Raw genomic sequence first — 25,392 nt, forward strand, 5'->3', positions numbered from 1 at the left:
GGATGGCTAAGAAGGGGAATGTATTACAACAACTCGGTTCTTTAATCGGTTTAGTATTAATTATCGTCGTAATTACAGCTTTAAATCCAGCGTTCATTGAAATTCCAAATTTATTTAATATACTGCGTCAAGTATCGATTAATGCGCTTATTGCATTCGGAATGACCTTCGTAATTTTAACAGGGGGTATTGACTTATCGGTAGGTTCTATTTTAGCATTATCAAGTGCACTTGTTGCTGGAATGATGGCAAGTGGCATGGATCCGTTCCTTGCAATGGCAGTTGGATTATTAGCAGGTCTTGTAATGGGAATTGTAAACGGTATCATCATTGCGAAAGGAAAAGTAGCTCCATTTATTGCAACTTTGGCAACAATGACTATTTTTCGTGGGTTGACGCTTGTTTATATGGACGGACGTCCGATCACTGGTCTTGGTGATCATTTAATGTTCCAAATGTTTGGCCGCGGTTATTTTCTTGGTATTCCGGTACCAGCTGTTACAATGATGATCGCTTTCGCAGTACTGTACTTCATTTTGAAGAAAACGACATTTGGTCGCCGTACATTTGCAATTGGTGGAAATGAAGAAGCAGCAGCACTATCAGGTATTAATGTTACGAGAATTAAAGTAATGATTTACGGTCTTTCCGGAATTTTGGCAGCGCTTGCAGGTATTGTCTTAACATCACGATTAGATTCTGCACAGCCGACTGCAGGTACTTCTTATGAATTAGATGCAATTGCAGCAGTTGTATTAGGTGGAACAAGTCTTTCTGGGGGAAGAGGATGGATTGTTGGTACATTCATCGGTGTACTTATTATCGGTGTACTAAATAACGGTTTAAATTTATTGGGTGTATCTTCTTTCTTCCAACAAGTTGTAAAAGGACTTGTAATCTTACTAGCTGTATTAATTGATCGCAGAAAAGAAGCGTAATGGAGGGACAGTTCATGAAGAAATGGTTACTTATACTCGTTGCATGTATTATGGTCATTACTGCTGGTTGTTCAATGGAACCGCCAGAATGGGCAAAGGATTCTAGCGATAAAGGTCGAAATAAAACTATTAAAGTTGGATTCTCTGTTTCAACTTTAAATAATCCCTTTTTTGTAACTTTGAAAAAGGGTGCAGAAAAGAAAGCGAAAGATAGTGGCATCGAATTAATTGCTGTTGATGCACAAAATGATGCGGCAAAGCAAACGAACGATGTTGAAGATTTAATTCAAAAGGGTGTCGATGTAGTTGTTATTAATCCGACCGATTCAGATGCTGTTGCTTCAGCAGTAAGTGCGGCAAATGCAGCAAATGTTCCTGTTATTACAGTAGACCGCGTTGCGAATTCAGGTAAGGTTGTTTCTCACATTGCTTCTAACAATATCGAAGGTGGTCAAATGGCTAGTGATTACATTCGGGAATTAGTTGGCGAAGGAGCAAACGTTGCTGAGTTAGAAGGAATCCCTGGATCTTCCGCTGCTCGTGAACGTGGGAAAGGATTCCATAACGTAGCCGATAAGTCTTTAAAAGTAGTTGCAAAACAAGCGGCTGATTTTGATAGAGCGAAAGGATTATCTGTTATGGAAAACATTTTGCAAGCAAATAGCGATATTAAAGCCGTGTTTGCTCATAACGATGAGATGGCATTAGGTGCACTTGAAGCATTGAAGTCTGCTGGAAAAACAGATGTAGTAGTTGTTGGATTTGATGCAACAGAAGATGCTGTGAAAGCGGTTAACGATGGGCGTATGGCTGCAACAGTCGCTCAAAAACCAGAATTAATCGGAGAGAAGGCGATGCAAACAGCAAAAGAGATAACACAAGGTAAAAAAGTGGACAAATCTATTCCGATTGAATTAGAGCTTATTAAGAAAAAAAAATAAATATAAAATGAAAATTAGGAAGGAAGAATAACAAATGAAATTCTTTATTGATACAGCAAACATTAACGAAATTAAAGAGGCAAATGCATTAGGCGTATTAGCTGGAGTAACGACAAATCCATCACTTGTAGCAAAAGAAGGCGTAGATTTCCACGAACGCATTCGTGAAATTTGCAACGTTGTAGAAGGACCTGTAAGTGCAGAAGTAATTAGCTTAGAAGCTGATAAGATGATTGAAGAAGGAAAAGAACTAGCGAAGATTGCTCCAAACGTTGTTGTAAAAGTTCCAATGACAACAGAAGGTTTAAAAGCAGTAAAAGCGTTCTCTGATTTAGGAATTCGTACAAACGTTACATTAGTATTCTCAGCAGTTCAAGCATTACTTGCAGCTCGTGCTGGTGCAACATACGTTTCACCATTCTTAGGTCGCTTAGACGATATCGGTCATAACGGTATGGACTTAATTCGTCAAATCGCAGAAATCTTTGCAATTCATGGCATCGAAACAGAAATCATTGCAGCATCTGTACGTCACAGTGTTCACGTAACTGACGCAGCATTAAACGGTGCACATATTGCAACAATCCCAGCAAACGTAATTGCTTCATTAGTGAAGCACCCATTAACAGATCAAGGAATTGAGAAATTTTTAGCTGATTGGGAAAAAACACAAGAGAAATAATAGAAAAGCAAGAATCCTAGTTTAATTGACTAGGATTCTTTTTTATTTAAAAGAATTTTCATGCAATTTTGCATATTGTCTTTTAAATTTGTTATATAAGATATTTAATATATATCACATAACTCTTTATTTTTCATATTTCGACATAAAGTGAAACTTTAATCAGTGGGGGCTTTGTTCATCCCCACACTGATTATTAATTGAACCAAGGGATAAAAAGATAGAGGGTCTGACCAGAAAACTGGAGGGCATGATTCTATAACAAAAAGCTTAATGTTTATAGAATTATGTCTTTTTATATAGGGAGGGTAGTAAACAGAGATTTCGACAAAAATGCACCAATTTATCTGAATTTTAAGTTTTATAAAAGGGGAGAAATGGAATGAGAAGAAAAGCACCATTTAAAGTGTTGTCATCATTAGCAATTGCGGCAATTATCGGATGTACATCTGTAATGAGTGCTCCGTTAGCATATGCAGAAACGGCAGCAAAAGAGAAAGATAATGTATCTACAACACCAATTGATTACAATTTAATTCAAGAAGATCGTTTAGCGGAAGCACTGAAAGAAAGAGGAACAATTAATCCAGCATCTTCTAAAGAAGAGACGAAAAAAGCTGTTGAGCAATATATTGAAAAGAAACAAGGAGATCAGGCGAATAAAGAAATTCTTCCAGATGCTCACTCACAAGAAACGTCTGATTTCACAAAAAAAGTAAAAGAGAAAAAGATGGAAGAAAAGGAAAATGTAAAAAAGGCTGAAAAAAATGTTAGCCTTGAGCAAAAGCCAGAACCAAATAAAAAGCAATTGAATGAGCAAGTTCCAACTTCAAAAGCAAAGCAAGCTCCATATAATGGATCTGTTCGATCGGATAAAGTATTAGTGCTACTCGTTGAATTTAGTGATTATAAACATAATAATATTGATCAAACACCAGGTTATATGTATTCGAAAGACTTTAGTAGAGAACATTATCAAAAGATGTTGTTCGGTAATGAGCCTTATACTTTATTTGATGGTTCAAAAGTAAAAACGTTTAAACAATACTATGAAGAGCAGTCTGGTGGTAGTTATACGACAGATGGATATGTAACGGAGTGGCTAACTGTTCCAGGAAAAGCATCTGATTATGGAGCTGATGGTAGCAGTGGTCACGATAATAAAGGTCCGAAAGGTGCACGTGATTTAGTGAAAGAAGCTTTGCATGCAGCTGCTGAGAAAGGACTAGATTTATCCCAGTTTGATCAATTTGATAGATATGATACAAACGGGGACGGGAATCAAAATGAACCTGACGGTGTAATTGATCATTTAATGGTAATCCATGCTGGTGTTGGTCAAGAAGCTGGTGGCGGTAAATTAGGTGATGATGCGATCTGGTCACATCGTTCAAAATTAGCAGTAGATCCAGTAGCGATTGAAGGTACGAAATCAAAGGTAGATTACTTTGGTGGTAAAGTCGCAGCACATGATTACACAATTGAACCGGAAGATGGAGCTGTAGGTGTGTTTGCACATGAATTTGGACATGATCTTGGATTACCAGATGAATATGACACGAAATATACTGGAAATGGTTCACCAGTCGAAGCTTGGTCATTAATGAGTGGAGGTAGTTGGACAGGGAAAATCGCAGGAACAGAGCCGACTAGTTTTTCACCACAAAATAAAGACTTTTTACAAAAGAATATGGGTGGCAACTGGGCAAAAATATTAGAAGTAGATTACGATAAAATTAAGAGTGGTGTGGGAGTTCCTACCTATATTGATCAAAGTGTTACGAAATCAAACCGTCCAGGCGTTGTACGTGTTAACTTACCAGGTAAAAGTGTTGAAACGATTAAACCGGAGTTTGGAAAGCATGCATATTATAGTACAAGAGGCGATGATATGCATACAACGTTAGAGACACCATTCTTTAATTTAACAAAGGGAACAAATGCAAAATTCGATTATAAAGCAAATTATGAGTTAGAAGCAGAGTGCGATTTCGTCGAAGTACATGCAGTAACAGAAGATGGAATGAAGACGTTAATTGATAGACTTGGAGAAAAAGTAGTCCAAGGAGATAAAGATACAACAGATGGGAAATGGATTGATAAATCATATGATTTAAGTCAATTTAAAGGCAAAAAAGTGAAACTACAATTCGACTATATTACAGATCCGGCTGTAACATATAAAGGTTTTGCGATGGATAATGTAAATGTAACTGTTGATGGACAAGTTGTATTTTCTGATGATGCAGAAGGACAGTCTAAAATGAATTTAAATGGTTTTGTTGTTTCTGATGGGACAGAGAAGAAAGCTCATTACTACTACTTAGAATGGAGAAACTATGCGGGATCAGATAATGGATTAAAAGCAGGAAAAGGTCCAGTGTACAATACAGGTCTTGTCGTTTGGTATGCAGATGATAGCTTTAAAGATAACTGGGTTGGGATGCATCCAGGTGAAGGATTCCTTGGTGTTGTTGACTCTCATCCAGAAGCGCTAGTTGGTAATTTAAACGGGAAACCAGCATACGGTAATACAGGCATGCAAATTGCAGATGCTGCATTTTCATTTGATAAAACACCAGCATGGAGTGTAAATTCATTAACACGTGGTCAGTTTAACTATTCTGGATTACAAGGTGTTACAACTTTTGATGATTCAAAAGTATATAGTAACAAGCAAATTGCAGACGCAGGAAGAAAAGTTCCAAACCTTGGACTTAAATTCCAAGTTGTTGGACAGGCAGAAGATAAATCGGCAGGCGCTGTTTGGATTAAACGCTAATAACATAAAAGCACATTCTTCATATGAAGAGTGTGCTTTTTAATTTGTACAGTAAGTTATTATTTTAGCTTATGTAATACAAGTCTCTGTTCATATGTAGTGTATCAAATTATGTGGGGAAAGGAAATATTTCCGAGGAAATTGTCGAAGTATCGTCGGTATTTATACACCTTTTTTGTAAAAGAAGAAATGTAGTATTGCCTTTACAGTTTAATTTATTTACATTGTTACTTGGTTACACACAAAAGTAATATATTCGGCAGTAAAAGAGCGCTATTGGATAGTGCTCTTTTTGTAGATAGAAAGGAGTTGAGTTAAATGAAAGAAATAATTGAATGTCCACAGTGTGAAGGAGAGATTACTGCGCAACATATTATTGATCTCCCGCATCCTTTTTCATTCAGATGTCCACACTGCAAGGTGAAGTTAAAAGAAATGAGAATCACACCGTGCTTAATATTAGCAGCAATTTGTATCATTCCACTGTTTATTATAATTGGAGAGAGTATTAAGGAATTACTAGTAAAATATTTTTCTATTATAGATGATGTACCAACTGTACTTATTTTCTTCTTATTTTGTTATCCATTGTATTATTTCTATGAAAAATATAATGCTATATTGTTTATTAAATACGGCTTATTGAAAGTTAAAAGTTGAATTGAATAGGAGATTATCATAATGCTTTGGAAAATATATTTAGTTATTGTAGCAATGTTAGCTATTATTTCGTTAGTAAGGGGCATGTTTCAAACACCAATTCAAAAGTTTGACTTTGTAGTTTCTATTATTACGTGGATAGGGCTCTTTGGTTTTGTATTTGATATACAAATATTAACCTCAATTGTTTGGAAATGTATTTTCTTGTTTAGCATCATTTGGACTTTAACTGCAGTTTTTGTTTTTCGTTTATATGAGGAGCGAGATGAGCCGTTACCTTTTATATTTAAAGTAATTGGAATTATTCCAACGCTTCCATTATATTACGGATTATATCAATATGCATTTTAAAAAAGACAACGATGGATTATCCCATCATTGTCTTTTTTACTTTGCTTCTTACATAAATCATCCCAGCAAATGTTAATAAAAATGCTGTCCCGATAATGAAGCTGATGCTAGGTGATGCTCCGATTGCGCCGACTGTAAAGGAGCCAGCAACAACTCCTAATGAGAAGAAGGCATAAAATAATCCGAATGCCTTTCCGCGATTATCGTCTGTAGTATTTTCAACGAGTAAAGCGTTAATAGAGGGGAAGAGGATTGCGAATCCAATTCCATAAATCATCATTACGATAAAGAGCATACCTTTTGTAGCAAATAATCCGAGTAAAGATAATGCGAATGCCATAACTGCAATTCCGATTAGCATTAGTTTCGAACGATTAAATCGATCGTAAATACGATTTGTTGGAAGCAAGAAGAAGAGGATAGCAGTTATACCAAATACACTTAACATCATGCCTGTTGTGGATGCTTTAAGCGCTAATGCCTCAACTTTTACTGGTAACATATAAGTGACAATTCCTTGTGAAAACATTAATGTGAAAGCACCAATATATGCTTGTAATAACGGTTCTGATTTTAAAAGTTCAACCATATCTTCTTTGTTCATCATTTGCGTTCTTGATGTATCTTTTCTTGATACGTTATTTGGTAAGAAGAATAGAGATACGATCGTACCAAGAGCCATTAAAATAGAAATAGTAATGAAGACCCATTCTACGCCAGCTGTTGCTTTCATAATACCGCTGAAAGCCGGTCCTACGATTGCGGCTGTTCCAACAGCAGCACCAGATAGAGCCATTGCTTTTCCTTGTCTTTTTGCATTTGTTTGTTTTGATAAAAATGTAAAGGCAGCAGGAATTAAAAAGCCATCACTAAATCCATGCATAAAGCGAACAACTAATAGTTGTTCACCACTTTGAACAACGGTGTATAACAAGACTATGAAACTCGTAATTCCCATGCTTATATAAAGGATTTTTTTTGCACCAAATTTATCGACAGCTGCTCCAGCAATAATATTACCGATCATATTAGCGAATGAGTACATACCGACAACTAGCCCGATAATAAGAGGGGTTCCTCCAAGGCTTTGAGCGAAAGTACTCATAATAGGTAATTGTGAAAATGTATCTAAAAATGCCACGATAACGATAAAGTAAATAAAATATTTCAAGCGATATTCACCTCTCCTATGCTATTATGGCACAATGCTAATTTCACCTGCAATGAAATTGAATTAACAGATGTGGAAAAAAGTACAAAGTGACAAAATATTGAACGTTATTTGTAAAAAATTAGTAGAGATGCGATTGTTTTTTTGAAATATATGGATAGAAGTATTATAATAGAATTGTAAACTTCACCAGGTTAAGTATATACATAGAGAGGGATGTATAAAATGAAAGCACTACTTTGGCATAATCAACGTGATGTACGAGTAGAAGAAGTACCAGAACCAACAGTAAAACCAGGAACAGTGAAAATCAAAGTTAAATGGTGTGGTATTTGTGGGACAGACTTGCATGAATATTTAGCAGGGCCTATTTTTATTCCAACAGAAGAACATCCATTAACACATGTGAAAGCACCTGTTATTTTAGGTCATGAGTTTAGTGGTGAGATAATAGAGATTGGTGAAGGAGTTACATCTCATAAAGTGGGAGACCGCGTTGTTGTAGAACCAATTTATTCTTGTGGTAAATGTGAAGCTTGTAAACATGGACATTACAATGTTTGTGAACAACTTGTTTTCCACGGTCTTGGCGGAGAAGGCGGCGGTTTCTCTGAATATACAGTAGTACCAGAAGATATGGTTCATCACATTCCAGATGAAATGACGTATGAACAAGGTGCGCTTGTAGAACCAGCAGCAGTAGCAGTTCATGCAGTACGTCAAAGTAAATTAAAAGAAGGGGAAGCTGTAGCAGTATTTGGTTGCGGTCCAATTGGACTTCTTGTTATCCAAGCAGCTAAAGCAGCAGGAGCAACTCCTGTTATTGCAGTTGAACTTTCTAAAGAACGTCAAGAGTTAGCGAAATTAGCAGGTGCGGATTATGTATTAAATCCAGCAACTCAAGATGTGTTAGCTGAAATTCGTAACTTAACAAATGGTTTAGGTGTAAATGTTAGCTTTGAAGTAACAGGTGTTGAAGTTGTACTACGACAAGCGATTGAAAGTACAAGCTTCGAAGGACAAACTGTAATTGTTAGTGTATGGGAAAAAGACGCAACTATTACTCCAAATAACTTAGTATTAAAAGAAAAAGAAGTTATTGGTATTTTAGGATACCGTCACATCTTCCCAGCTGTTATTAAATTAATTAGCTCTGGTCAAATTCAAGCAGAGAAATTAATTACGAAAAAAATTACAGTCGATCAAGTTGTTGAAGAAGGATTTGAAGCACTTGTAAAAGATAAAACACAAGTGAAAATTCTTGTTTCACCTAAATAAGATAGAATCGAATAGGGTAGCCCTTTTCTAGAAATAGAAGAGGGCTACTTTTTTTCTATACTGAAAGGTGATAGACTTTCCTTTGACTAAATGTATTTTTGTTTGGAAGGGAGAATCTAATGCTTTCATTTTTGTTAACTTTAAAGCGAATGTTAAGAGCCTGTTTACGAGCGTGGAAAGATAAAGAATTTCAAGTATTATTCGTATTAACAATTTTGACTTTAATATCGGGTACGATTTTTTATAGTACAGTTGAAGAATTACGTCCTATTGACGCTTTATATTTTAGTGTGGTCACGTTGACGACTGTCGGTGATGGGAATTTTAGTCCGCAAACTGATTTCGGAAAGATATTTACAATCTTATACATATTTATTGGGATTGGATTAGTGTTTGGATTTATTCATAAGTTAGCAGTTAATGTACAATTGCCAAGTATATTATCGAATAGAAAAAAAGAGTAAAGCATTCAGATGCTTTACTCTTTTTTTACATTAGTTTAGACAAGCCTTAATAATAGTTTATTAAAATGAAAGTGTATTCATTCATTATATTCACTGTGTATAAAGTTATAATGATATGAACATTTGCATATTTTAATTTATTGATAGAAATTTCGTGAAAGGTGGGATATTCTAGTCATAGGTTAACCGGACGACATCATAGGATCCTAACAAAATGTTTACAATAATTCAATTATAAAATGGAGGATTTTATATGAAAAAGAAAGTACTTGCTTTAGCGGCAGCTATTACATTAGTTGCTCCATTACAAAGTGTTGCATTTGCTCATGAAAATGATGGGGGACAGAGATTTGGAGTTATTCCGCGCTGGTCTGCTGAAGATAAACATAAAGAAGGCGTGAATTCTCATTTATGGATTGTAAACCGTGCAATTGATATTATGTCTCGTAATACAACACTTGTAAAACAAGATCGAGTTGCACTATTAAATGAATGGCGTACGGAGTTAGAGAATGGTATTTATGCTGCTGACTATGAAAATCCTTATTATGATAATAGCACATTTGCTTCACATTTCTATGACCCTGACAATGGGAAAACTTATATTCCGTATGCAAAGCAGGCAAAGGAAACTGGAGCTAAGTATTTTAAATTAGCTGGTGAGTCTTACAAAAATAAAGATATGAAACAAGCATTCTTCTATTTAGGATTATCTCTTCATTATCTAGGGGATGTAAACCAACCGATGCATGCAGCAAACTTTACGAACCTTTCGTATCCACAAGGGTTCCATTCTAAATATGAAAACTTTGTAGATACGATAAAAGATAACTATAAAGTAACGGATGGAAATGGATATTGGAACTGGAAAGGTACGAATCCAGAAGATTGGATTCATGGAGCGGCAGTAGTTGCGAAACAAGATTACGCTGGCATTGTAAATGATAATACGAAAGATTGGTTCGTGAGAGCTGCTGTATCACAAGAATATGCAGATAAATGGCGCGCTGAAGTTACACCAATGACAGGTAAGCGTTTAATGGATGCACAACGTGTTACTGCTGGATATATTCAGCTTTGGTTTGATACGTACGGAAATCGTTAAGTATTTAAAAAAGGTCAAATCTCAGAATAGAGTATTTGGCCTTTTTATCACTATACAATACATGGAGGTATGAAACGTGAAAGGTAAATTGCTAAAAGGTGTACTTAGCTTAGGTGTTGGTCTAGGAGCTTTATATAGCGGAACGTCAGCTCAAGCAGAAGCGTCTACAAATCAAAACGATACATTAAAAGTGATGACGCATAATGTATATATGCTATCAACAAACTTATATCCGAACTGGGGACAAACTGAGCGTGCTGATTTAATCGGGGCGGCAGATTATATAAAGAATCAAGACGTAGTTATATTAAATGAAGTGTTTGATAATAGCGCATCAGATCGTTTATTAGGGAATTTGAAGAAAGAATATCCAAATCAAACAGCAGTATTAGGTCGTAGTAGTGGAAGTGAATGGGATAAAACGTTAGGAAACTATTCATCTTCAACTCCTGAAGATGGTGGCGTTGCGATTGTGAGCAAATGGCCAATCGCTGAAAAGATTCAATATGTATTTGCAAAAGGATGCGGGCCAGATAATTTATCGAATAAAGGATTTGTATACACGAAAATTAAGAAAAATGATCGCTTTGTTCATGTAATTGGTACGCATTTGCAAGCGGAAGATAGTATGTGCGGAAAAACTTCACCTGCATCTGTACGTACAGACCAATTAAAAGAAATTCAAGACTTTATTAAAAATAAAAATATACCAAATAATGAGTATGTGTTAATTGGTGGTGATATGAACGTAAATAAAATAAATGCAGAGAACAAGAATGACTCAGAGTATGCATCTATGTTTAAAACATTGAACGCTTCTGTACCATCTTATACTGGACATACAGCGACTTGGGACGCAACGACAAACAGTATTGCAAAATATAATTTCCCTGATAGTCCTGCTGAGTATTTAGATTATATTATTGCAAGTAAAGACCATGCGAACCCATCGTATATAGAGAATAAGGTGTTACAGCCAAAATCTCCACAATGGACTGTTACATCATGGTTCCAAAAATATACGTATAATGATTACTCTGATCATTATCCAGTAGAGGCGACTATTTCTATGAAGTAGTTTCAAAAAGTTTCTTCGTAAAGAAGAAACTTTTTTTATTTGCAAACAGGAAAATCACACTTTCTTTCCAATATGTATAAGACATATTGAGAAGAGGAGAGAAAAATGTGGATCGAGGAATTTTTAAAGAAGTTCCATTACCGTGTGCATTTTTGGATGAAGTGGCTTTAGATAGAAATATTCAATCGATTATAGAGTTAAGTGGAAATAAAAAGATTCGTATAGCGAGTAAATCGTTACGCTCTGTTCCGATTATGCAAAAGATACTAGCTGCAAATAATCGATTTCAAGGTATTATGTGCTTTTCACCTAGAGAGATTTTATTTTTAATAGAACAAGGATTTAATGATTTATTGCTTGGATATCCTGCTTACGATGAAAGAGCTCTGTATGAAATTAGTTTGTTAACAAAGAAAGGTTTCATTATAACTTGTATGGTGGATTGTGAAGAGCATATTGTGTATTTAGAAAACATTGCTGAGCAATCTAAAGGATGTTTTCGTGTTTGTTTGGATATTGATATGAGTAGTCGCTTCTTTCAATTTCATTTTGGTGTACAAAGGTCCCCAGTAAAAAATGTGCAGGATGCGTTGAAAGTAGTAGAAAAGGTGAGAAGGTCATCATATTTAATGTTAGATGGTGTAATGGGATATGAAGCTCAAATTGCCGGGGTGGGCGATTATATACCGAATCAATGGTTGAAAAGTAAAGTGATTTCGTATTTAAAGCAGAAATCAGTGCTAGAAGTTAAAGAAAGAAGAGAACATATTGTAAAAGCAATACAAAACATTGGTATTGAGCTAAGGTTTGTAAATGGAGGCGGAACAGGAAGCATAAAAACAACCGAGAAAGATAATTCAGTTTCAGAGATTACAATAGGTTCTGCTTTTTATTCTCCGAAGCTGTTTGATTATTATAAAGAGGTGAAATTTCATCCAGCGGTCGGATTTGCCTTACCAGTTGTGCGTAAACCAGTCCCGTTTATTTACACTTGCCTAGGTGGTGGATATATTGCTTCAGGAGCAGTTGGAAAAGATAAAGAGCCTGAAGTTTGGAGACCGAAGGGTGCAAAATTATTAGATTTAGAAGGTGCTGGCGAGGTACAAACGCCAATTTTTTATAACGGTAAGGAACGAGTGGATATAGGAGAGACCATTTTGTTTCGTCATAGTAAGGCTGGTGAATTATGTGAACGCTTTCCTTTTTTGTATCGTGTTAAAAAAGGAGAGATTGTCGGGGAGTATTCAACATATCGGGGGGATGGCCAATGCTTTCTATAAAGGGACAAAAGTGGAGAAATTGGACAGGGAATGTAGAAGGAACGCCGCATTATACGATGTATCCAGAAAGTATACAAGATGTAGTAGAAGTTGTGGGGCTTGCGCGAAAAAAGGGAAAGAAAATTCGTGTTGTCGGTTCAGGACACTCGTTTACCCCCCTTGTGCAAACGGAAGAAGTTTTAGTTTCTTTAGATGAATTGAAGGGTATTGTGAATATTGATGCAGAGAAGATGGTTGCTGAAGTATGGGCAGGAACAAAGTTATATGATTTAGGGAAGTTACTTGAGGAAAAAGGTTATGCGCAAGAAAATTTAGGGGATATTGATTCGCAATCTATTGCAGGAGCGATTAGTACGGGGACTCATGGAACGGGTATTACCTTTGGGAGTTTATCAACACAAGTTATAGAGATTACGGCAGTTCTATCTAATGGTGAGAGTATAGTTTGTTCGGAAGCTGAGAACGTAGAATATTGGAGAGCGTTTCAGTTGTCACTTGGAATGTTAGGTATCATTGTAAAGGTAAAATTGAAGGTTATTCCAGCGTATTCACTCGTTTATGAAAGTGAAAAACAGTCATTATCCACTGTAATGAACAAACTAGAAGAATATAAGAAGCATCGTCATTTTGAATTTTTCGTTTTTCCTTATTCTGATGAAGTACAAGTGAAACTTACGAACGAAACAACGAATAAAGGCAGTGATTTGAAATGGCATAAACTAAAGGTGGAGTTACTTGAAAATAGGATGTTCTCTTTACTATCTAAAGGATGTAAATGGTTTCCTTCTATAAGTAAAGGAGTGAGTCGATTATCAGCTAAAGCTGTACCAAACACAAAAATAATTGGCCCGAGCTATGAAGTATTTGCTACATCACGTACGGTGCCATTTTATGAAATGGAGTATAGCATTCCTTCAAAGTATATGAGGACGGTTGTAGAAGAAATCTCAAATCTTATTGAAAAGAAAAAGTATAAGGTGCACTTCCCAATCGAATGCCGCTATGTAAAAGGGGATGATATATGGCTTAGTCCGGCCTATGGAAGAGATTCAGCATATATCGCTGTTCATATGTATAAAGGTATGAAATATGCTGCTTACTTTGGCGAAGTGGAAAAGATTTTTCTGAAGTATGAAGGGCGTCCACATTGGGGGAAAATGCATACATTATCGTATGAGCAATTACAATATATATATCCAGAGTTTCATTCGTTTTTACAGGTGAGGAAATCTCTAGATGAACTTGGAATGTTTTTTAATCCTTATGCGGAGAAGTTATTTATCCCGCTATTTGTCAGGCAGTAAGACCCCTACGTCAAAATTCAGTGGAAGCAAAGAAGTTAGGTGAGGGCTAATTAAAGTTTCACATTATGTATATGAAAAAGCTGACAAATAATTATTTGTCAGCTTTTTTTTAGTGTAATTGCATTTCTTGTATGACTAATATGTTCATAAAATAGTAGTTTATCACGGCTAAATACATGTAGTAAAACATGAATAATAAATAGGCCGTTAATGATGAATAGGAATAATAATGTAACGAGTAATACTAAAGGCTCTGTGTGATTTAAAATAGAGCTACTAGAAAGAATATAATTGATTCCACCTAACGCAAAATAAAATATACCGTAGCGAATAAATAGTTCTTTTAATGTAATACGATTTGATTTTCCTTTCACGTGAATGCGAAGCAATGCTTTCCCAATTGTTTTTCCGTTAGTAAAGTATGGAATAATAATAAAGTAAATAAGGATTGAACACGTAATGAAAATGAGTTCATACATATTGGTGTAAGATTGCATATTAGAAACGAAGAAAGAATTTCCTTTGTTTTTAACGACAGGTACAACGATAGATAAGAAAATCCAATCAATTTGCATCGCGATAAGGCGACGAATGAATCCGACTGGTTTCGTTTCCAAATCAATATGACTATCTAACTCGTTTGTCTTCGGAAGGAAGTACGTAAATATTGGTGCAATGATAAAACCAATTACGCCACCTAATGTATTTAAAAACAAATCATCGATATCAAATAATCGGTATGCACAATTGTATATACCGTATAATCCAGTCACTTGTGTTAGCTCGAAAAATAGTGAAAGGAAAAAGGAAATGCAAATTGTTTGTAAGAAACTACGTCGGAAATAATAACGTAAGTAAATACCGAATGGAACAGTTAATAGAACGTTAAAGGCAACTTGTAAAAACGCAGACTCTTTTAATAAGTAGAAATAAGTAGCTGGTTTCGTTAAAACTGCCGATGTATGACTACTAATCTCTTGTATGAAATAAAATGGTGCGAGTTGCATGTGTTGTGTATTAGCCGGTTGTAGGCTACAAGTATCAAACGTTTGTGGCAACGGCAAAATAACAAGAAAATAGGCATTTAATAAGTAAAGTAATAATGAGTATAAAATAAATGAGCGCCATTTATTTAAATAACCGTATTTTCGATAATTAAATATTAAAAAAGGGATTAAAAGAAACATTGCTAAAAAAGGAAATAAAATAAATGCTGTTTTCACTGGAAATAAATATGCAGTCAAAGTAAAACTCCTTTCAATAAAAATTCGTTTATCATTATAGCGCTAAAAATATTTAAATACAAAGTTAAAACCTTTCGAAATAGAAAAAATTACTAATTTGATAGGGATTAAGTTATAATAAGTTTAATATAAGGATATTGTGATTATATAAGTTGAGAGAGGGTACAAGAGATGCGATATGAACTTTTTTCTGTAAGTGGGGATCATATTACGACTTTTGAAAGTGCATGGCGTTTTCAGGAGGGAGAACAGATTTTTGTTCATGATGATCAAACAAAACGAAACTTTATTATTATTCGGCTGACGCATGATGTATTTCAACAAAATAAACATGTTATTCGTTTGTATTGTCAAGAGAAGAAAGTGTATGCATAAGAGAAGCCCTCTTACAGTATGAAAAGTAAGAGGGTCCTTATCTCGTTATTTGTGAACAGCCCAATTGATGAGGGCTGATTAATTTAACTTTATCATTTTGGCCCTCGTAAGGAATAAAAAGAGAAGGATTAATGCACATAGGTAGCATTTGATTTGGAAGAAAGGATATAGCCTTGTATTTTGTGCTTCAAAGTTTCATTGCCTTCTTTTTGAGAAAGCCATGTATGGTAATCTTGTTGTGTTTTCCATAACATACGAATCATATACTCTGCCTTATCATTTGTACGATGAACAGGTGAAAACTCTATGTTAATACAACCGTTCGTTCCGGGGAAAGGATAATATTGTTTAAGCCCATAAAGTAGCTCATTTTCATATTCGTACTTAATGTGAATGAGTTTAGTAACTATAAACATATAAACACCTCTTTTACGATAATAGTAGGAAAGATAGAATTACTGTAATAGTGAACTCGATAAATATTATACTATTCTGAAAATTATAAGTAAATAATAGGTTTTAACTGAATAAAGGTATAAAAAAGCGAGTCATTCTATTACACTAGATGACTCGCTTTTAATTTGTAAGTTTTACTTTATAAGAAAATAAGAGTAAGTACACCTACGATAATACAATAGAAAGAGAAATATTTTAAATTCCCTTTTGCCATAATGTTCATAAACCATTTTAGTGAAATATACGTCATGATAAATGTTGCGATGAATGCAACGACATATGGTACGAATAATGTGTCTAGATTTGGGTCATTTGCAATGTCTGTAATGCTTAACAATAAGCCACCTAAGCTAACAGGAATGTATAGTAAGAATGAGAAGCGAAGAGCTGTTTCTTGCTTCATACCAAGTAACATTGCTGCTACGATTGTGGCACCAGATCGGCTTATTCCGGGAATCAGTGCACAAGCTTGTGCTAATCCGACGATGATTGCATCTTTCATAGAAAGGTCGCCATCATTTTTACGACCGCGTAAATTTCTAATAATCCAAAGGCCGACAGCAGTAATAAGAAGGGAAACCCCAACCATCTTCACACCTTTTAAGTACTGATCGATGTAATCTTTAAATAAAACACCAATAACACCTGCTGGAATGGTTGCAATAACAAGATAAATAATAAAGAAGAAATCTGATTTTGCGTCTTCTGCTCTTGTAAATATATAAGAGAGACCATTCTTCGTTAGACGAATTAAATCATTTCTATAAATAAGTAATACAGCTAATAATGAAGCTGAATTAACAAGTAGTTCGAAGCTAAACCCTTCTATTTTTAGTCCTAGCAAATGTTGTGCTAAAACGAGATGACCACTTGAAGAAATCGGAATTGGTTCTGTTAATCCTTGGAACAGACCGAGAATTAAATATTTTAAAACGTAGTAAAATTGTTCCATAATAACCTCCTTGTTTATTAGTTGAAAGAAACAACTTTTCCATTATAACAAAGATATGGATGAATATTGAAAAGAAATAAATATTCTAAATAAAATAAAAATCCCTTATAGCAGTATAAGGGATTCTTAATTTTAATTAAGAAGTCACTGTTCCTTGAAGACTTTTAGATAATTGAACATCGACTTTTTCAGCATCATGAATATGATTCATAATAGTAGTATTTAATTTTTGGAACATTTGTTGTGTGTTAGCGAATTCTCGTAATATGTCATCATTACAAGACTTTTGGTTTTCGATAGCCTTAATAACATTTGTAGCACCATTTTGTAACGTTTGAATCATAACTAAAATATTTTCAATTCTAGCATTTGTATCGGCGCTCATTTCTACACCTTCATCGACTAAATGTAGATTATCTTTTGTGTTATCATATGCTTTTTCAATTTCTTCTTGTATTTTTTTCGTTAAGTTGCCGATGTTTTTTGTACTTTCTGCTGTACTTTCCGCTAGTTTTCTTACTTCATTGGCAACGACGGCGAATCCTTTACCGTGCTCTCCAGCACGCGCGGCTTCAATACTCGCATTTAAAGCAAGTAAATTTGTTTGTGCTGCAATGTTTTGAATGACTTCTACAATTTGCTCGATTTCCTTTGAGCGTTCGCTTAGATGATTCATACTATTAGACGTGCGTTGAGATTGTTCACCTAATTTATTAATTACAATAAGTAAGCGGTGAACGGATTCTTTTCCTTCATTAGAGCAGTCAATAATTTCTGCAATAGACTGAATTAAGCTTTGTTCCTTTTGTAACATTTCATTATTTAACTCATTGGAATGTGTCGTACGTGTTGAAACATTTTCGAAACATGAACTTAATTGTTGAACTAAATTTTGAAGTGTATTATGTTGGTTATTTACAAGTTGATGCTCTTGGATAACGCTTTGTACACGATCGTGGATAGTAGAAATAGTCTCTTGCTTTTCGATATCTTTTTGTTTTAATTCTGCTTCTAATTCTTGTATACGCTCTTCTAATTGAGCAATTGTATGTTGGAGTGATTTTTTTTGAGTAAACATGTATTTATTTCAACCGCCTTCGAAAGTTATATTTTCTCTATATTTGGATTTTAGCATCTTTTGTGTTTTTTAAATATAGGAATTGTTAAATATTTAAGAATCTATTACATTTTATTCATAATTCTCTTTTTTTCGTCACGAAAAATAAACTGTATTTAATCGTTTTGTAAACAAACTGTAAAATAAATCATGTATAACTGTATAAGAAGGGAGTCGGATTATGAACTATTTTAAGCGAATCAGCTGTCTAGTATTAGCAGGAATTATCGGTCTTTCTAGTACAGTCGCTGTTAAAGCAGAGTCAAACGACGAGAAACTTAACAACATGCAACAGCAATTGCAACAAAACGATGCAGAAATGCAAAAGAAAGAGCAAGAGAAGCAAGCTGTTAGTAAAGAAATTAAAGGTATCGAAAACGAACTACATAATTTAAATAATACAATTGCAAAAAATAAAGAGGATCAAGCTGCTATTCAACGTAAAATCGATGAAACACATAAGCAGATTGAGCAAAAAAAGCAAGAAATTGTCGTTTTGGAGGATAAAGTCCTTGCTCGTAAAGATATTATGAGAAAACGTATGGTTTCTGTTCAAAACAGTTCAAATACAAGTTTAGTAGTAGAAGTTGTAGTAGAGTCAAAAAACTTTGCAGACTTCTTACAACGTATGAACGCAGTTTCTACTATTCTAGAAGCTGATAAAGAAATTTTACGTCTACAAGAACAAGATCTTCGTCAAATTGAAGAAGATAAGAAAACAATTGACGAAAAAGAAGCATCTTTAGTAGTAGACAAACAAAAATTAGCAAAAGCGCAAGCTGAACTGCAAGATAACTTGAAAAAGCGTCAAGATAACTTACAAACAGTTCAAGCTAAATATAATGAAGTTGCAAGTCAACTTAATTTAGCAGCGGAAGAAAAAGCTAAAATTGAATCAAATATGAAGACAGTACAAGAAACGATTGCTCGTGAGCAAGAAGCAGCAAGAATCGCAGCGGAAGAGCGTGCAAAAGCAGAAGCGGCTGCAAAAGCAGAGCAAGAAGCTTTAGCGAAAGCACAAGCAGAAATTGCTGAAAAGCAAAAGCAGGAAAAAGCTAGTAAACCAGCTGAACCAGTTGCTAATAATAATTCGAAGGTAGAACCTGCAAAACCTGAACCATCTTCTAAGCCAACTGCTGGTGGGAAAGAAATTTATGTAGAAGCTACAGCTTATACAGCTGATCCAGGGGAAAATGGTTATGCACCAGGTCAACAAGTATTTTCTGCATGGGGACCAGGTGGTAAAGGTTATAATCTAACTGCAAACCCAGGAATGAAATTAATTGCTGTAGATCCAAATGTTATTCCATTAGGTAAGACTGTAAATGTTGAAGGTTATGGAGTAGCAATTGCAGCCGATACTGGTGGGGCTATTAAAGGGCATAGAATTGATGTTTTAATGCCAGATAAAGGTTCATCAAGTAGCTGGGGCAGAAGAACAGTTAAAGTTACAATTTTAAACTAACAAGTAATCCAACTTTACAATACGTAGAGTTGGATTTTTTTATAATAATAATGTTAAGTTGAGTTTACATTTTGTTAAGAATAGCATACAATAATGGTGAGAGGTGGTAAATTTGACCATTTTAAACAGAGTAAAAGAATTAAGAGCTCGTTTTAACTTTACGCAAAGCGTATTAGCAGAAAAGGTTGGAGTAACGAGACAAACAATTGCAGCAATTGAAAAAGGGGATTACGTTCCTTCGTTGTTATTAGCACTTACGATTTGTGATGTGTTCCAGTTAAAGATGGAAGATGTGTTTGTTTTAAATAAGGAGGGAGAAGAGGATGAATAGAATTGTTTTTTCTTATATTATAAATGTACTCTATACTGCACTAGCATGTTGGACATTTGTTGAATTTTATAGTGTTATTACAGAGTTAGCAGATATGATTAAAAATGAGAAATTCCCGTTTGAAGTATGGTTTAATGGAGTACCATTCATTTTATTATTTATCGGAGCAATTATAGTTACAATTTTTTATCGAATTCAAAAGAAAAAATATAAGAATTTATCTTTTTTGATGTATCCATTATTATTTCCACTAGAAGATGAACGTGAAAAAGCGATTACGGATAAAGCTTGTAGAACAACATTTGTATCGTTATGGTTTGTCTTACCTTGTGCAGTTGGATTTTTAACTTTTTCACCTATTATTAATGAATATCTTCCTGGATACCCATTATATATTCTATTTTCTATTTTCTTTATTCAAATGACAGTATTTCACGTATCACTATACAGAAATAAATTAGCTTAAAAAGAAACCTTCTTGCACCGGCAAGAAGGTTTCTTTTCAGCTAATACTTGTACATATAGCGATATTATTTTATCATTTTATATAGAGTAAGATTTTGTAAGGGAAAGGAACTGTGTATGAATAAGCAAAGAATTTATAGTATAGTAGCAATTTTGCTATTTGTTGTAGGTGGCGTGTTAATTGGAAAGCCATTTTATGATGGATATCAGGCTGAAAAGAAACAGACTGAAAATGTGCAGGCTGTTCAAAAGATGGATTATGAAAAGCATGAGACGGAATTTGTAGATGCTTCCAAAATTAATCAACCAGACTTGGCGGAAGTAGCGAATGCATCATTAGATAAGAAACAAGTAATTGGTCGTATTTCGATTCCAAGTGTTTCAGTAGAACTGCCTGTTTTAAAAGCTTCTACTGAAAAAAACTTATTATCAGGTGCAGCGACAGTAAAAGAGAATCAAGTTATGGGAAAAGGAAATTACGCATTAGCAGGACATAATATGTCTAAAAAAGGTGTTTTATTTAGTGATATAGCTTCTTTGAAAAAAGGCGATAAAATTTATTTGTATGACAATGAAAATGAATATGAGTATGCGGTTACTGGTGTATCTGAAGTGACTCCTGATAAGTGGGAAGTTGTAGAGGATCATGGGAAAGATGAGATAACGCTTATTACATGTGTATCTGTAAAGGATAATTCTAAGCGTTATGTTGTTGCTGGTGATTTAGTAGGAACGAAGGCGAAGAAGTAAAAAAGAAGGGGAACTCTTTAAAGAGTTCCCCTTCTTTTTTACTAATGTTGAGAAATAATAGAATATTTCGGTTTGTATTTAATTATTCTTCTATTTATGTATAATAAATTTAGAATTCTATATTTTGGGAGGAACAAGAGTGAGACAACAGGTGAAGAAACTTCTTTTAACAACGAGTATAGCGTTATTGATAGCTCCAATTTCAGCTTATGCGCATCCAGGGCGTACAGATGCTAATGGCGGACATACGTGTCGTACAAATTGTGAGAAGTGGGGATTACAGTATGGGGAATATCATTATCACAATAAACCAGCTTCTAGTAGTGGCGTAACGAGCCCAGCTCCTAGTCAGAATAATAATAGTGCTGTAGAAACTGAGAGACAAGCAGAAGCACAGCGCAATACTGAGGCTGAAAAACAACGTAATGCAGAAGCACAGCGTAAAGCTGAAGAGGAGAGACAACGTGTAGCCGAGGAACAAAGAAAAGCTGAAGAGGCACGTAAGCAAGAGGAAGCGCAGCGCCAAGCTGATATGGAAAAAGGTCAACTTGAAGGTCAAAAGAATGGAGAAACTGATTTTAAAGCAGGAAAAAATGATGCAGAAGTGCATGTAGCTGGAAAATCTGATGCATATAAACAAGCGTTTAAAGCGACTTATGCAGCCGCATGGTCTTTAGAAGAGCAGAAGAAAACGCATTTTGAAAAAGGAAAAGAACAAGGTTTAGCACAAGAGACGATGGACGATAGTCAAGTTGCTCCAGAGTTTAAGGTAAACTTTGCAGACGGGTTCAAAGTAGGGAATAAAGAAAGAACAGAAAAAATTGAAAAAGAGCAAGCTGAATTAGGGGAAAAGACAGGGAAAGAACTAGCTGAAAAGAATCCTGAAAATAGAGAGAAAGAAGTATACGTGAAGGCATATGAAACAGCGTATGAAAAAGGCTATAAGTCTACAAAAAAGGCAGTAGAAAAGGCTGGCTATAAGTATGCATTTGAAAACTATGATTTAAAAGTTCCTGCTAAGTATGAACGAAATGAATTGTTAAAGAAGTGGTTTACTGAAGGATTTAAATCGAATAAAAAAGCAGCGGAAATTCGAGAAGAAGGGTATAAAAAAGGAGACAGCTGGTTCTCATTCTTCTATAAGAGTTTCGTACCAAGTGAATATAAAGAACATAAAGAGCTGTACGAACAAGCAATAGAAAAAGGTAAAACAGCATAAAAAAGATGAGGAGAAATTCCTCATCTTTTTTAATCCATCCATTTCACTAATTTCTTAGAAATTAATAATAAAACACAGCCTAATACAATTGCCACAGCGCCAATAACTGTGAATACTTCAGCGTATCCAAGTGAAGTTGTGAAGCTTGCAAGTTGTCCGCCTAAAATGTTGGCGATACCTGAACTTGCTAGCCATACACCCATTAATAAAGATGCTAATTTTACCGGAGCAAGCGCACTAACCATTGATAGTCCGACAGGTGATAAGAATAGCTCACCTAACGTATGGAAAAGATACGTAAAGACGATAAACAGTAAGTTTGCTTTTTCTGTAATGTTATGTTCATCACTACCTGTTTTTAATGTAGCGATAACGAGAATGATATAACCGATACCGAGCAAGATCATACCAAGTCCCATTTTAGTTGGGATTTTTAAATCACCGCGCTTGCGAGTTGCAAGTTTTGCCCATAATGCAGAAATGACTGGAGCAAGTAAAATAATAAATAATGGATTGACCGATTGGAACCAAGATGTTGGAACTTCCCATCCGAACACAGAGCGGTCTACAAATTTGTTTGTATATAATGTTAATGAGCTACCAGCTTGTTCAAAGCCAGCCCAGAAGAAGACAACGAAGCATGTTAAAATGACGATAACTGCGGTACGTTGTTTTTCTTTTTTTGTTAACGGTGTATCTCCTACTGATGGTTGTCCATCTGTTGTTTGCAAATCACGAGTTGGTTTTTTACCGATATTACCAAGGAAGCGATTTGATAATGTTGTAAATAAAATTTGTCCAATGATCATTCCGATTGAAGCGGCTAAGAAACCGTAACGGAATCCAAAGTGAACAACGCCATCCACTGTTGTTTTGAATAAATTTTCTGATAAAAATCCGCAAACGAGTGGAGCTAAAAATGAACCGACGTTAATACCCATATAGAAAATCGTAAATGCACTATCACGTTTTGGATCGTTCTCTTCGTATAATTCCCCAACCAGTGTAGAGATGTTCGGTTTGAAGAATCCGTTACCTATAATAATAAGCGCTAATCCGAGGTATAGGCCGACTTGGTTTTGCATGGCAAATAGTGTAAGGTTACCGATTGCCATTGTTATACCACCAATTGTGATCGCTTTTCGTCTACCTAGGAACCGGTCTGTTAAGTATCCACCAATCATTGGTGTGAAATAACAGGCTCCAGTATAAAATCCGTAAATAGAGAGTGCCCATGCGGGACTAAACCCAAGACCACCGCTTACTAAAGCTGTCGTTAAATATAATGTTAATAATCCTCGTAATCCATAGTAACTAAATCTTTCCCACATTTCTGTAAAGAAGAGTAAGTATAAACCTGGAGGATGTTTCTTTTTTCTTTGTTGTTCTCTTTCTAGTTGTATCGCTGATTCCATGTTATTTTCCTCCTGACACAAACAAAAACAAAGTTAATAATTTTGTATATTTAATATTTTACTTTATTAACTATTATAAGTCAATAAAGGTTGATTTTTCAGAAGAAATTGGAAAAGAGGAATAGCTATAGAATGGGTGTTTCTTTTGTGATAGACTATGGACTATGTTTTCTTTGTAAGGAAGCGGGTTATTGTACTTTTTTTATATGTGAAATTGATTTCATAAAAGATGAAATTAAAGAAGGAGAAAGAAATGAAATTGTTACAGAAAAAAGAAATTTTACTTATTAGCCTTATGTTATTCTCTATGTTCTTTGGAGCAGGGAATCTTATATTTCCACCTTTCCTTGGGTATGAAGCAGGAGAACATGTTTGGATTTCATTAGTAGGGTTTATTATATCAGCAACAGGTCTTCCTATATTAGGTGTTATCTCTATTGCAAAAGCAGGAAGTTTTCAAACGTTAGCGGGTAGGGTTCATTCTTCATTTGCAATTATTTTTCCATGTATCGTGTATGTATTTATTGGACCTGGGCTTGGTATACCACGTGCGGGAAGTTTAGCTTTTGAAATGGGGCCAGGTCAGTTATTCCCTGAAGCAGGAAGCGGACTATTGTTGTTTTACACAGTTATTTTCTTTAGTATTGTTTACTGGTTAAGTTTATCTCCATCTAAATTAATGGGGTTGTTTGGAAAAGTATTGACGCCGTTATTATTATGTATGATTGCACTTATTTTTATAAAGAGTATGTTTACACCGGTAGGAGATATGAAAGAACCAATAGGGAACTATGGACAAGCTCCTATGTTTCAAGGGTTTTTAGATGGATATTTAACAATGGATGCGTTAGCTGCTTTAATCTTTGGAATTGTTATTGCAAATGCATTACGTGCAAAAGGTATTGAAGATGATAAAAGTTTAGCGAAATATATGAGTATTGCTGGCATTGTGGCAGGATTATTATTATCGATTATTTATGTCATCCTTGGATATGTGGGGGCAATTAGTGGCTCATTAGGAACATTCGATAACGGTGCGAAAGTGTTAGCGCAAGTTATGACTACATTATTTGGGGAGGGCGGAGTCGTTTTATTAGGTCTTATTTTTACTATCGCATGTTTATGTGTTTCAATTGGACTTGTTACGTCTTGTAGTCAATTTTTTGCGAGTGCATTTCCGAAAGTATCTTATAAAGTGTGGGCATTTATAGTAAGCGTTGTTAGTATGATCTTAGCTAATTTAGGATTAACGCAAATTTTAAAAGTATCAGTTCCAATTCTTGGATTTATTTATCCAATTGCATTAACTCTTATTATTCTAGGGTTATTCCATAAGTATATTGGAAAGTATGCATACGTATATGCAGTAACTGTTTTGGTTGTAGCGATATTTAGTGCAATTGACATTTTAAATAAAAATGTAATGATGAATCAGTGGACGTCAGCATTAAAATACATTCCGTTTTATACAGAAGGTGTTGGGTGGATTGTTCCAGCTATTGTAGGCATGTGTCTTGGTTTCATCGTTAGCATTGTTTTAAATAAGAATAACTGAGTAAAAAGGTGTTT

The 25,392-nt window shown here is 34.9% G+C and carries 24 protein-coding genes and 1 pseudogene; 19 read left to right on the plus strand and 6 right to left on the minus strand.

The genetic code is table 11. From position 1 onward, the window contains the following. The first annotated feature begins 2 nt into the window (after positions 1-2). The 6 genes from NST86_RS03345 (at position 3) to NST86_RS03370 (ending at position 6,354) form a co-directional block, all read left to right on the plus strand. Positions 3-938, plus strand: coding sequence for an ABC transporter permease subunit (locus NST86_RS03345; protein WP_001074641.1), 936 nt, complete (start codon positions 3-5; stop codon positions 936-938). A gap of 14 nt (positions 939-952) precedes the next feature. Further along, positions 953-1,879: a ribose ABC transporter substrate-binding protein RbsB gene (rbsB, locus tag NST86_RS03350; RefSeq protein ID WP_044797147.1), complete on the plus strand. Its 927-nt coding sequence runs from the start codon at positions 953-955 to the stop codon at positions 1,877-1,879. Between the two features lie 34 nt (positions 1,880-1,913). Then, positions 1,914-2,561 (plus strand): fructose-6-phosphate aldolase, encoded by a 648-nt coding sequence (fsa, locus tag NST86_RS03355; protein WP_000667661.1) that lies wholly within the window; start codon positions 1,914-1,916, stop codon positions 2,559-2,561. Between the two features lie 382 nt (positions 2,562-2,943). After that, positions 2,944-5,343, plus strand: a complete 2,400-nt coding sequence (gene inhA2 / locus NST86_RS03360) for a M6 family metalloprotease immune inhibitor InhA2 (RefSeq protein ID WP_061664103.1) — start codon at positions 2,944-2,946, stop codon at positions 5,341-5,343. A gap of 318 nt (positions 5,344-5,661) precedes the next feature. Next, on the plus strand, positions 5,662-6,003 hold the full coding sequence (locus NST86_RS03365; RefSeq protein ID WP_000658666.1) for a hypothetical protein: 342 nt from the start codon (positions 5,662-5,664) through the stop codon (positions 6,001-6,003). A gap of 21 nt (positions 6,004-6,024) precedes the next feature. After that, a complete protein-coding gene (locus NST86_RS03370; protein ID WP_016117170.1) occupies positions 6,025-6,354 on the plus strand; it encodes a hypothetical protein in 330 nt (109 codons plus the stop codon). 16 nt (positions 6,355-6,370) lie between these two features. Here the strand turns inward: NST86_RS03370 and NST86_RS03375 are convergent, their stop codons facing one another. After that, positions 6,371-7,525 (minus strand): MFS transporter, encoded by a 1,155-nt coding sequence (locus NST86_RS03375; protein ID WP_000873271.1) that lies wholly within the window; start codon positions 7,523-7,525, stop codon positions 6,371-6,373. Between the two features lie 225 nt (positions 7,526-7,750). Here NST86_RS03375 and bdhA point away from each other — a divergent pair, with 225 nt between their 5' ends. The 6 genes from bdhA to NST86_RS03405 all read left to right on the plus strand — a co-directional run bounded on the left by bdhA (position 7,751) and on the right by NST86_RS03405 (position 14,034). Further along, positions 7,751-8,803: a (R,R)-butanediol dehydrogenase gene (gene bdhA, locus NST86_RS03380; RefSeq protein ID WP_016117171.1), complete on the plus strand. Its 1,053-nt coding sequence runs from the start codon at positions 7,751-7,753 to the stop codon at positions 8,801-8,803. Positions 8,804-8,922: 119 nt separating this feature from the next. Continuing rightward, positions 8,923-9,267, plus strand: a complete 345-nt coding sequence (locus NST86_RS03385; protein WP_000948209.1) for a potassium channel family protein — start codon at positions 8,923-8,925, stop codon at positions 9,265-9,267. Positions 9,268-9,520: 253 nt separating this feature from the next. Beyond that, positions 9,521-10,372, plus strand: a complete 852-nt coding sequence (gene cerA, locus NST86_RS03390) for a phospholipase CerA (protein WP_000730997.1) — start codon at positions 9,521-9,523, stop codon at positions 10,370-10,372. A gap of 76 nt (positions 10,373-10,448) precedes the next feature. Beyond that, positions 10,449-11,450, plus strand: a complete 1,002-nt coding sequence (gene sph / locus NST86_RS03395) for a sphingomyelinase C (protein ID WP_000676796.1) — start codon at positions 10,449-10,451, stop codon at positions 11,448-11,450. 107 nt (positions 11,451-11,557) lie between these two features. Then, a complete protein-coding gene (locus NST86_RS03400) occupies positions 11,558-12,730 on the plus strand; it encodes an amino acid deaminase/aldolase (RefSeq protein WP_086391916.1) in 1,173 nt (390 codons plus the stop codon). Then, entirely contained in the window at positions 12,718-14,034 is a 1,317-nt protein-coding gene (locus NST86_RS03405) for a D-arabinono-1,4-lactone oxidase (RefSeq protein ID WP_000948953.1), read from the plus strand. The genes NST86_RS03400 and NST86_RS03405 overlap by 13 nt, the downstream gene beginning before the upstream one ends. Before the next feature lie 98 nt (positions 14,035-14,132). Here the strand turns inward: NST86_RS03405 and NST86_RS03410 are convergent, their stop codons facing one another. Beyond that, the gene (locus NST86_RS03410) at positions 14,133-15,278 is read right to left on the minus strand and encodes a VanZ family protein (RefSeq protein WP_086391917.1); all 1,146 of its coding nucleotides are present in this window, start codon (positions 15,276-15,278) and stop codon (positions 14,133-14,135) included. A 171-nt stretch (positions 15,279-15,449) separates the two neighbouring features. On the opposite strand from NST86_RS03410, the gene NST86_RS03415 reads away from it, so the two are divergent. Continuing rightward, positions 15,450-15,653, plus strand: coding sequence for a hypothetical protein (locus NST86_RS03415; RefSeq protein WP_001268332.1), 204 nt, complete (start codon positions 15,450-15,452; stop codon positions 15,651-15,653). A gap of 128 nt (positions 15,654-15,781) precedes the next feature. Here NST86_RS03415 and NST86_RS03420 read toward each other — a convergent pair whose 3' ends face one another. The 3 genes and pseudogenes from NST86_RS03420 to NST86_RS34795 form a co-directional block, all read right to left on the minus strand. Beyond that, positions 15,782-16,069, minus strand: a complete 288-nt coding sequence (locus NST86_RS03420; protein ID WP_000471237.1) for a hypothetical protein — start codon at positions 16,067-16,069, stop codon at positions 15,782-15,784. A gap of 179 nt (positions 16,070-16,248) precedes the next feature. Further along, positions 16,249-17,061, minus strand: a complete 813-nt coding sequence (locus NST86_RS03425; RefSeq protein WP_000434796.1) for an undecaprenyl-diphosphate phosphatase — start codon at positions 17,059-17,061, stop codon at positions 16,249-16,251. 136 nt (positions 17,062-17,197) lie between these two features. Continuing rightward, positions 17,198-17,728: pseudogene (locus NST86_RS34795) on the minus strand (methyl-accepting chemotaxis protein); the annotation flags it as partial. 631 nt (positions 17,729-18,359) lie between these two features. Between NST86_RS34795 and NST86_RS03435 the strand changes: the two are divergent. The 5 genes from NST86_RS03435 to NST86_RS03455 all read left to right on the plus strand — a co-directional run bounded on the left by NST86_RS03435 (position 18,360) and on the right by NST86_RS03455 (position 22,408). Then, positions 18,360-19,643: a 3D domain-containing protein gene (locus NST86_RS03435; RefSeq protein ID WP_001105787.1), complete on the plus strand. Its 1,284-nt coding sequence runs from the start codon at positions 18,360-18,362 to the stop codon at positions 19,641-19,643. Positions 19,644-19,755: 112 nt separating this feature from the next. Further along, positions 19,756-19,974, plus strand: a complete 219-nt coding sequence (locus NST86_RS03440; protein WP_000154019.1) for a helix-turn-helix transcriptional regulator — start codon at positions 19,756-19,758, stop codon at positions 19,972-19,974. Next, the gene (locus NST86_RS03445; protein WP_061664109.1) at positions 19,967-20,440 is read left to right on the plus strand and encodes a hypothetical protein; all 474 of its coding nucleotides are present in this window, start codon (positions 19,967-19,969) and stop codon (positions 20,438-20,440) included. Before NST86_RS03440 ends, NST86_RS03445 begins: the two co-directional genes overlap by 8 nt. Before the next feature lie 116 nt (positions 20,441-20,556). Next, on the plus strand, positions 20,557-21,189 hold the full coding sequence (locus tag NST86_RS03450) for a class A sortase (protein ID WP_001041724.1): 633 nt from the start codon (positions 20,557-20,559) through the stop codon (positions 21,187-21,189). Positions 21,190-21,328: 139 nt separating this feature from the next. Continuing rightward, positions 21,329-22,408 carry a YHYH domain-containing protein gene (locus NST86_RS03455; protein ID WP_061664110.1) on the plus strand — a complete coding sequence of 360 codons (1,080 nt, stop codon included), beginning with the start codon at positions 21,329-21,331 and terminating at the stop codon, positions 22,406-22,408. 29 nt (positions 22,409-22,437) lie between these two features. Here NST86_RS03455 and NST86_RS03460 read toward each other — a convergent pair whose 3' ends face one another. After that, the gene (locus tag NST86_RS03460; RefSeq protein ID WP_061664111.1) at positions 22,438-23,823 is read right to left on the minus strand and encodes a peptide MFS transporter; all 1,386 of its coding nucleotides are present in this window, start codon (positions 23,821-23,823) and stop codon (positions 22,438-22,440) included. Between the two features lie 253 nt (positions 23,824-24,076). On the opposite strand from NST86_RS03460, the gene brnQ1 reads away from it, so the two are divergent. After that, positions 24,077-25,378: a branched-chain amino acid transport system II carrier protein BrnQ1 gene (brnQ1, locus tag NST86_RS03465; RefSeq protein WP_016117175.1), complete on the plus strand. Its 1,302-nt coding sequence runs from the start codon at positions 24,077-24,079 to the stop codon at positions 25,376-25,378. Positions 25,379-25,392 lie beyond the last annotated feature (14 nt).

Origin of the sequence: Bacillus sp. FSL L8-0199 (genome assembly GCF_038005705.1) — a bacterium.
Taxonomy (GTDB): domain Bacteria; phylum Bacillota; class Bacilli; order Bacillales; family Bacillaceae_G; genus Bacillus_A; species Bacillus_A cereus.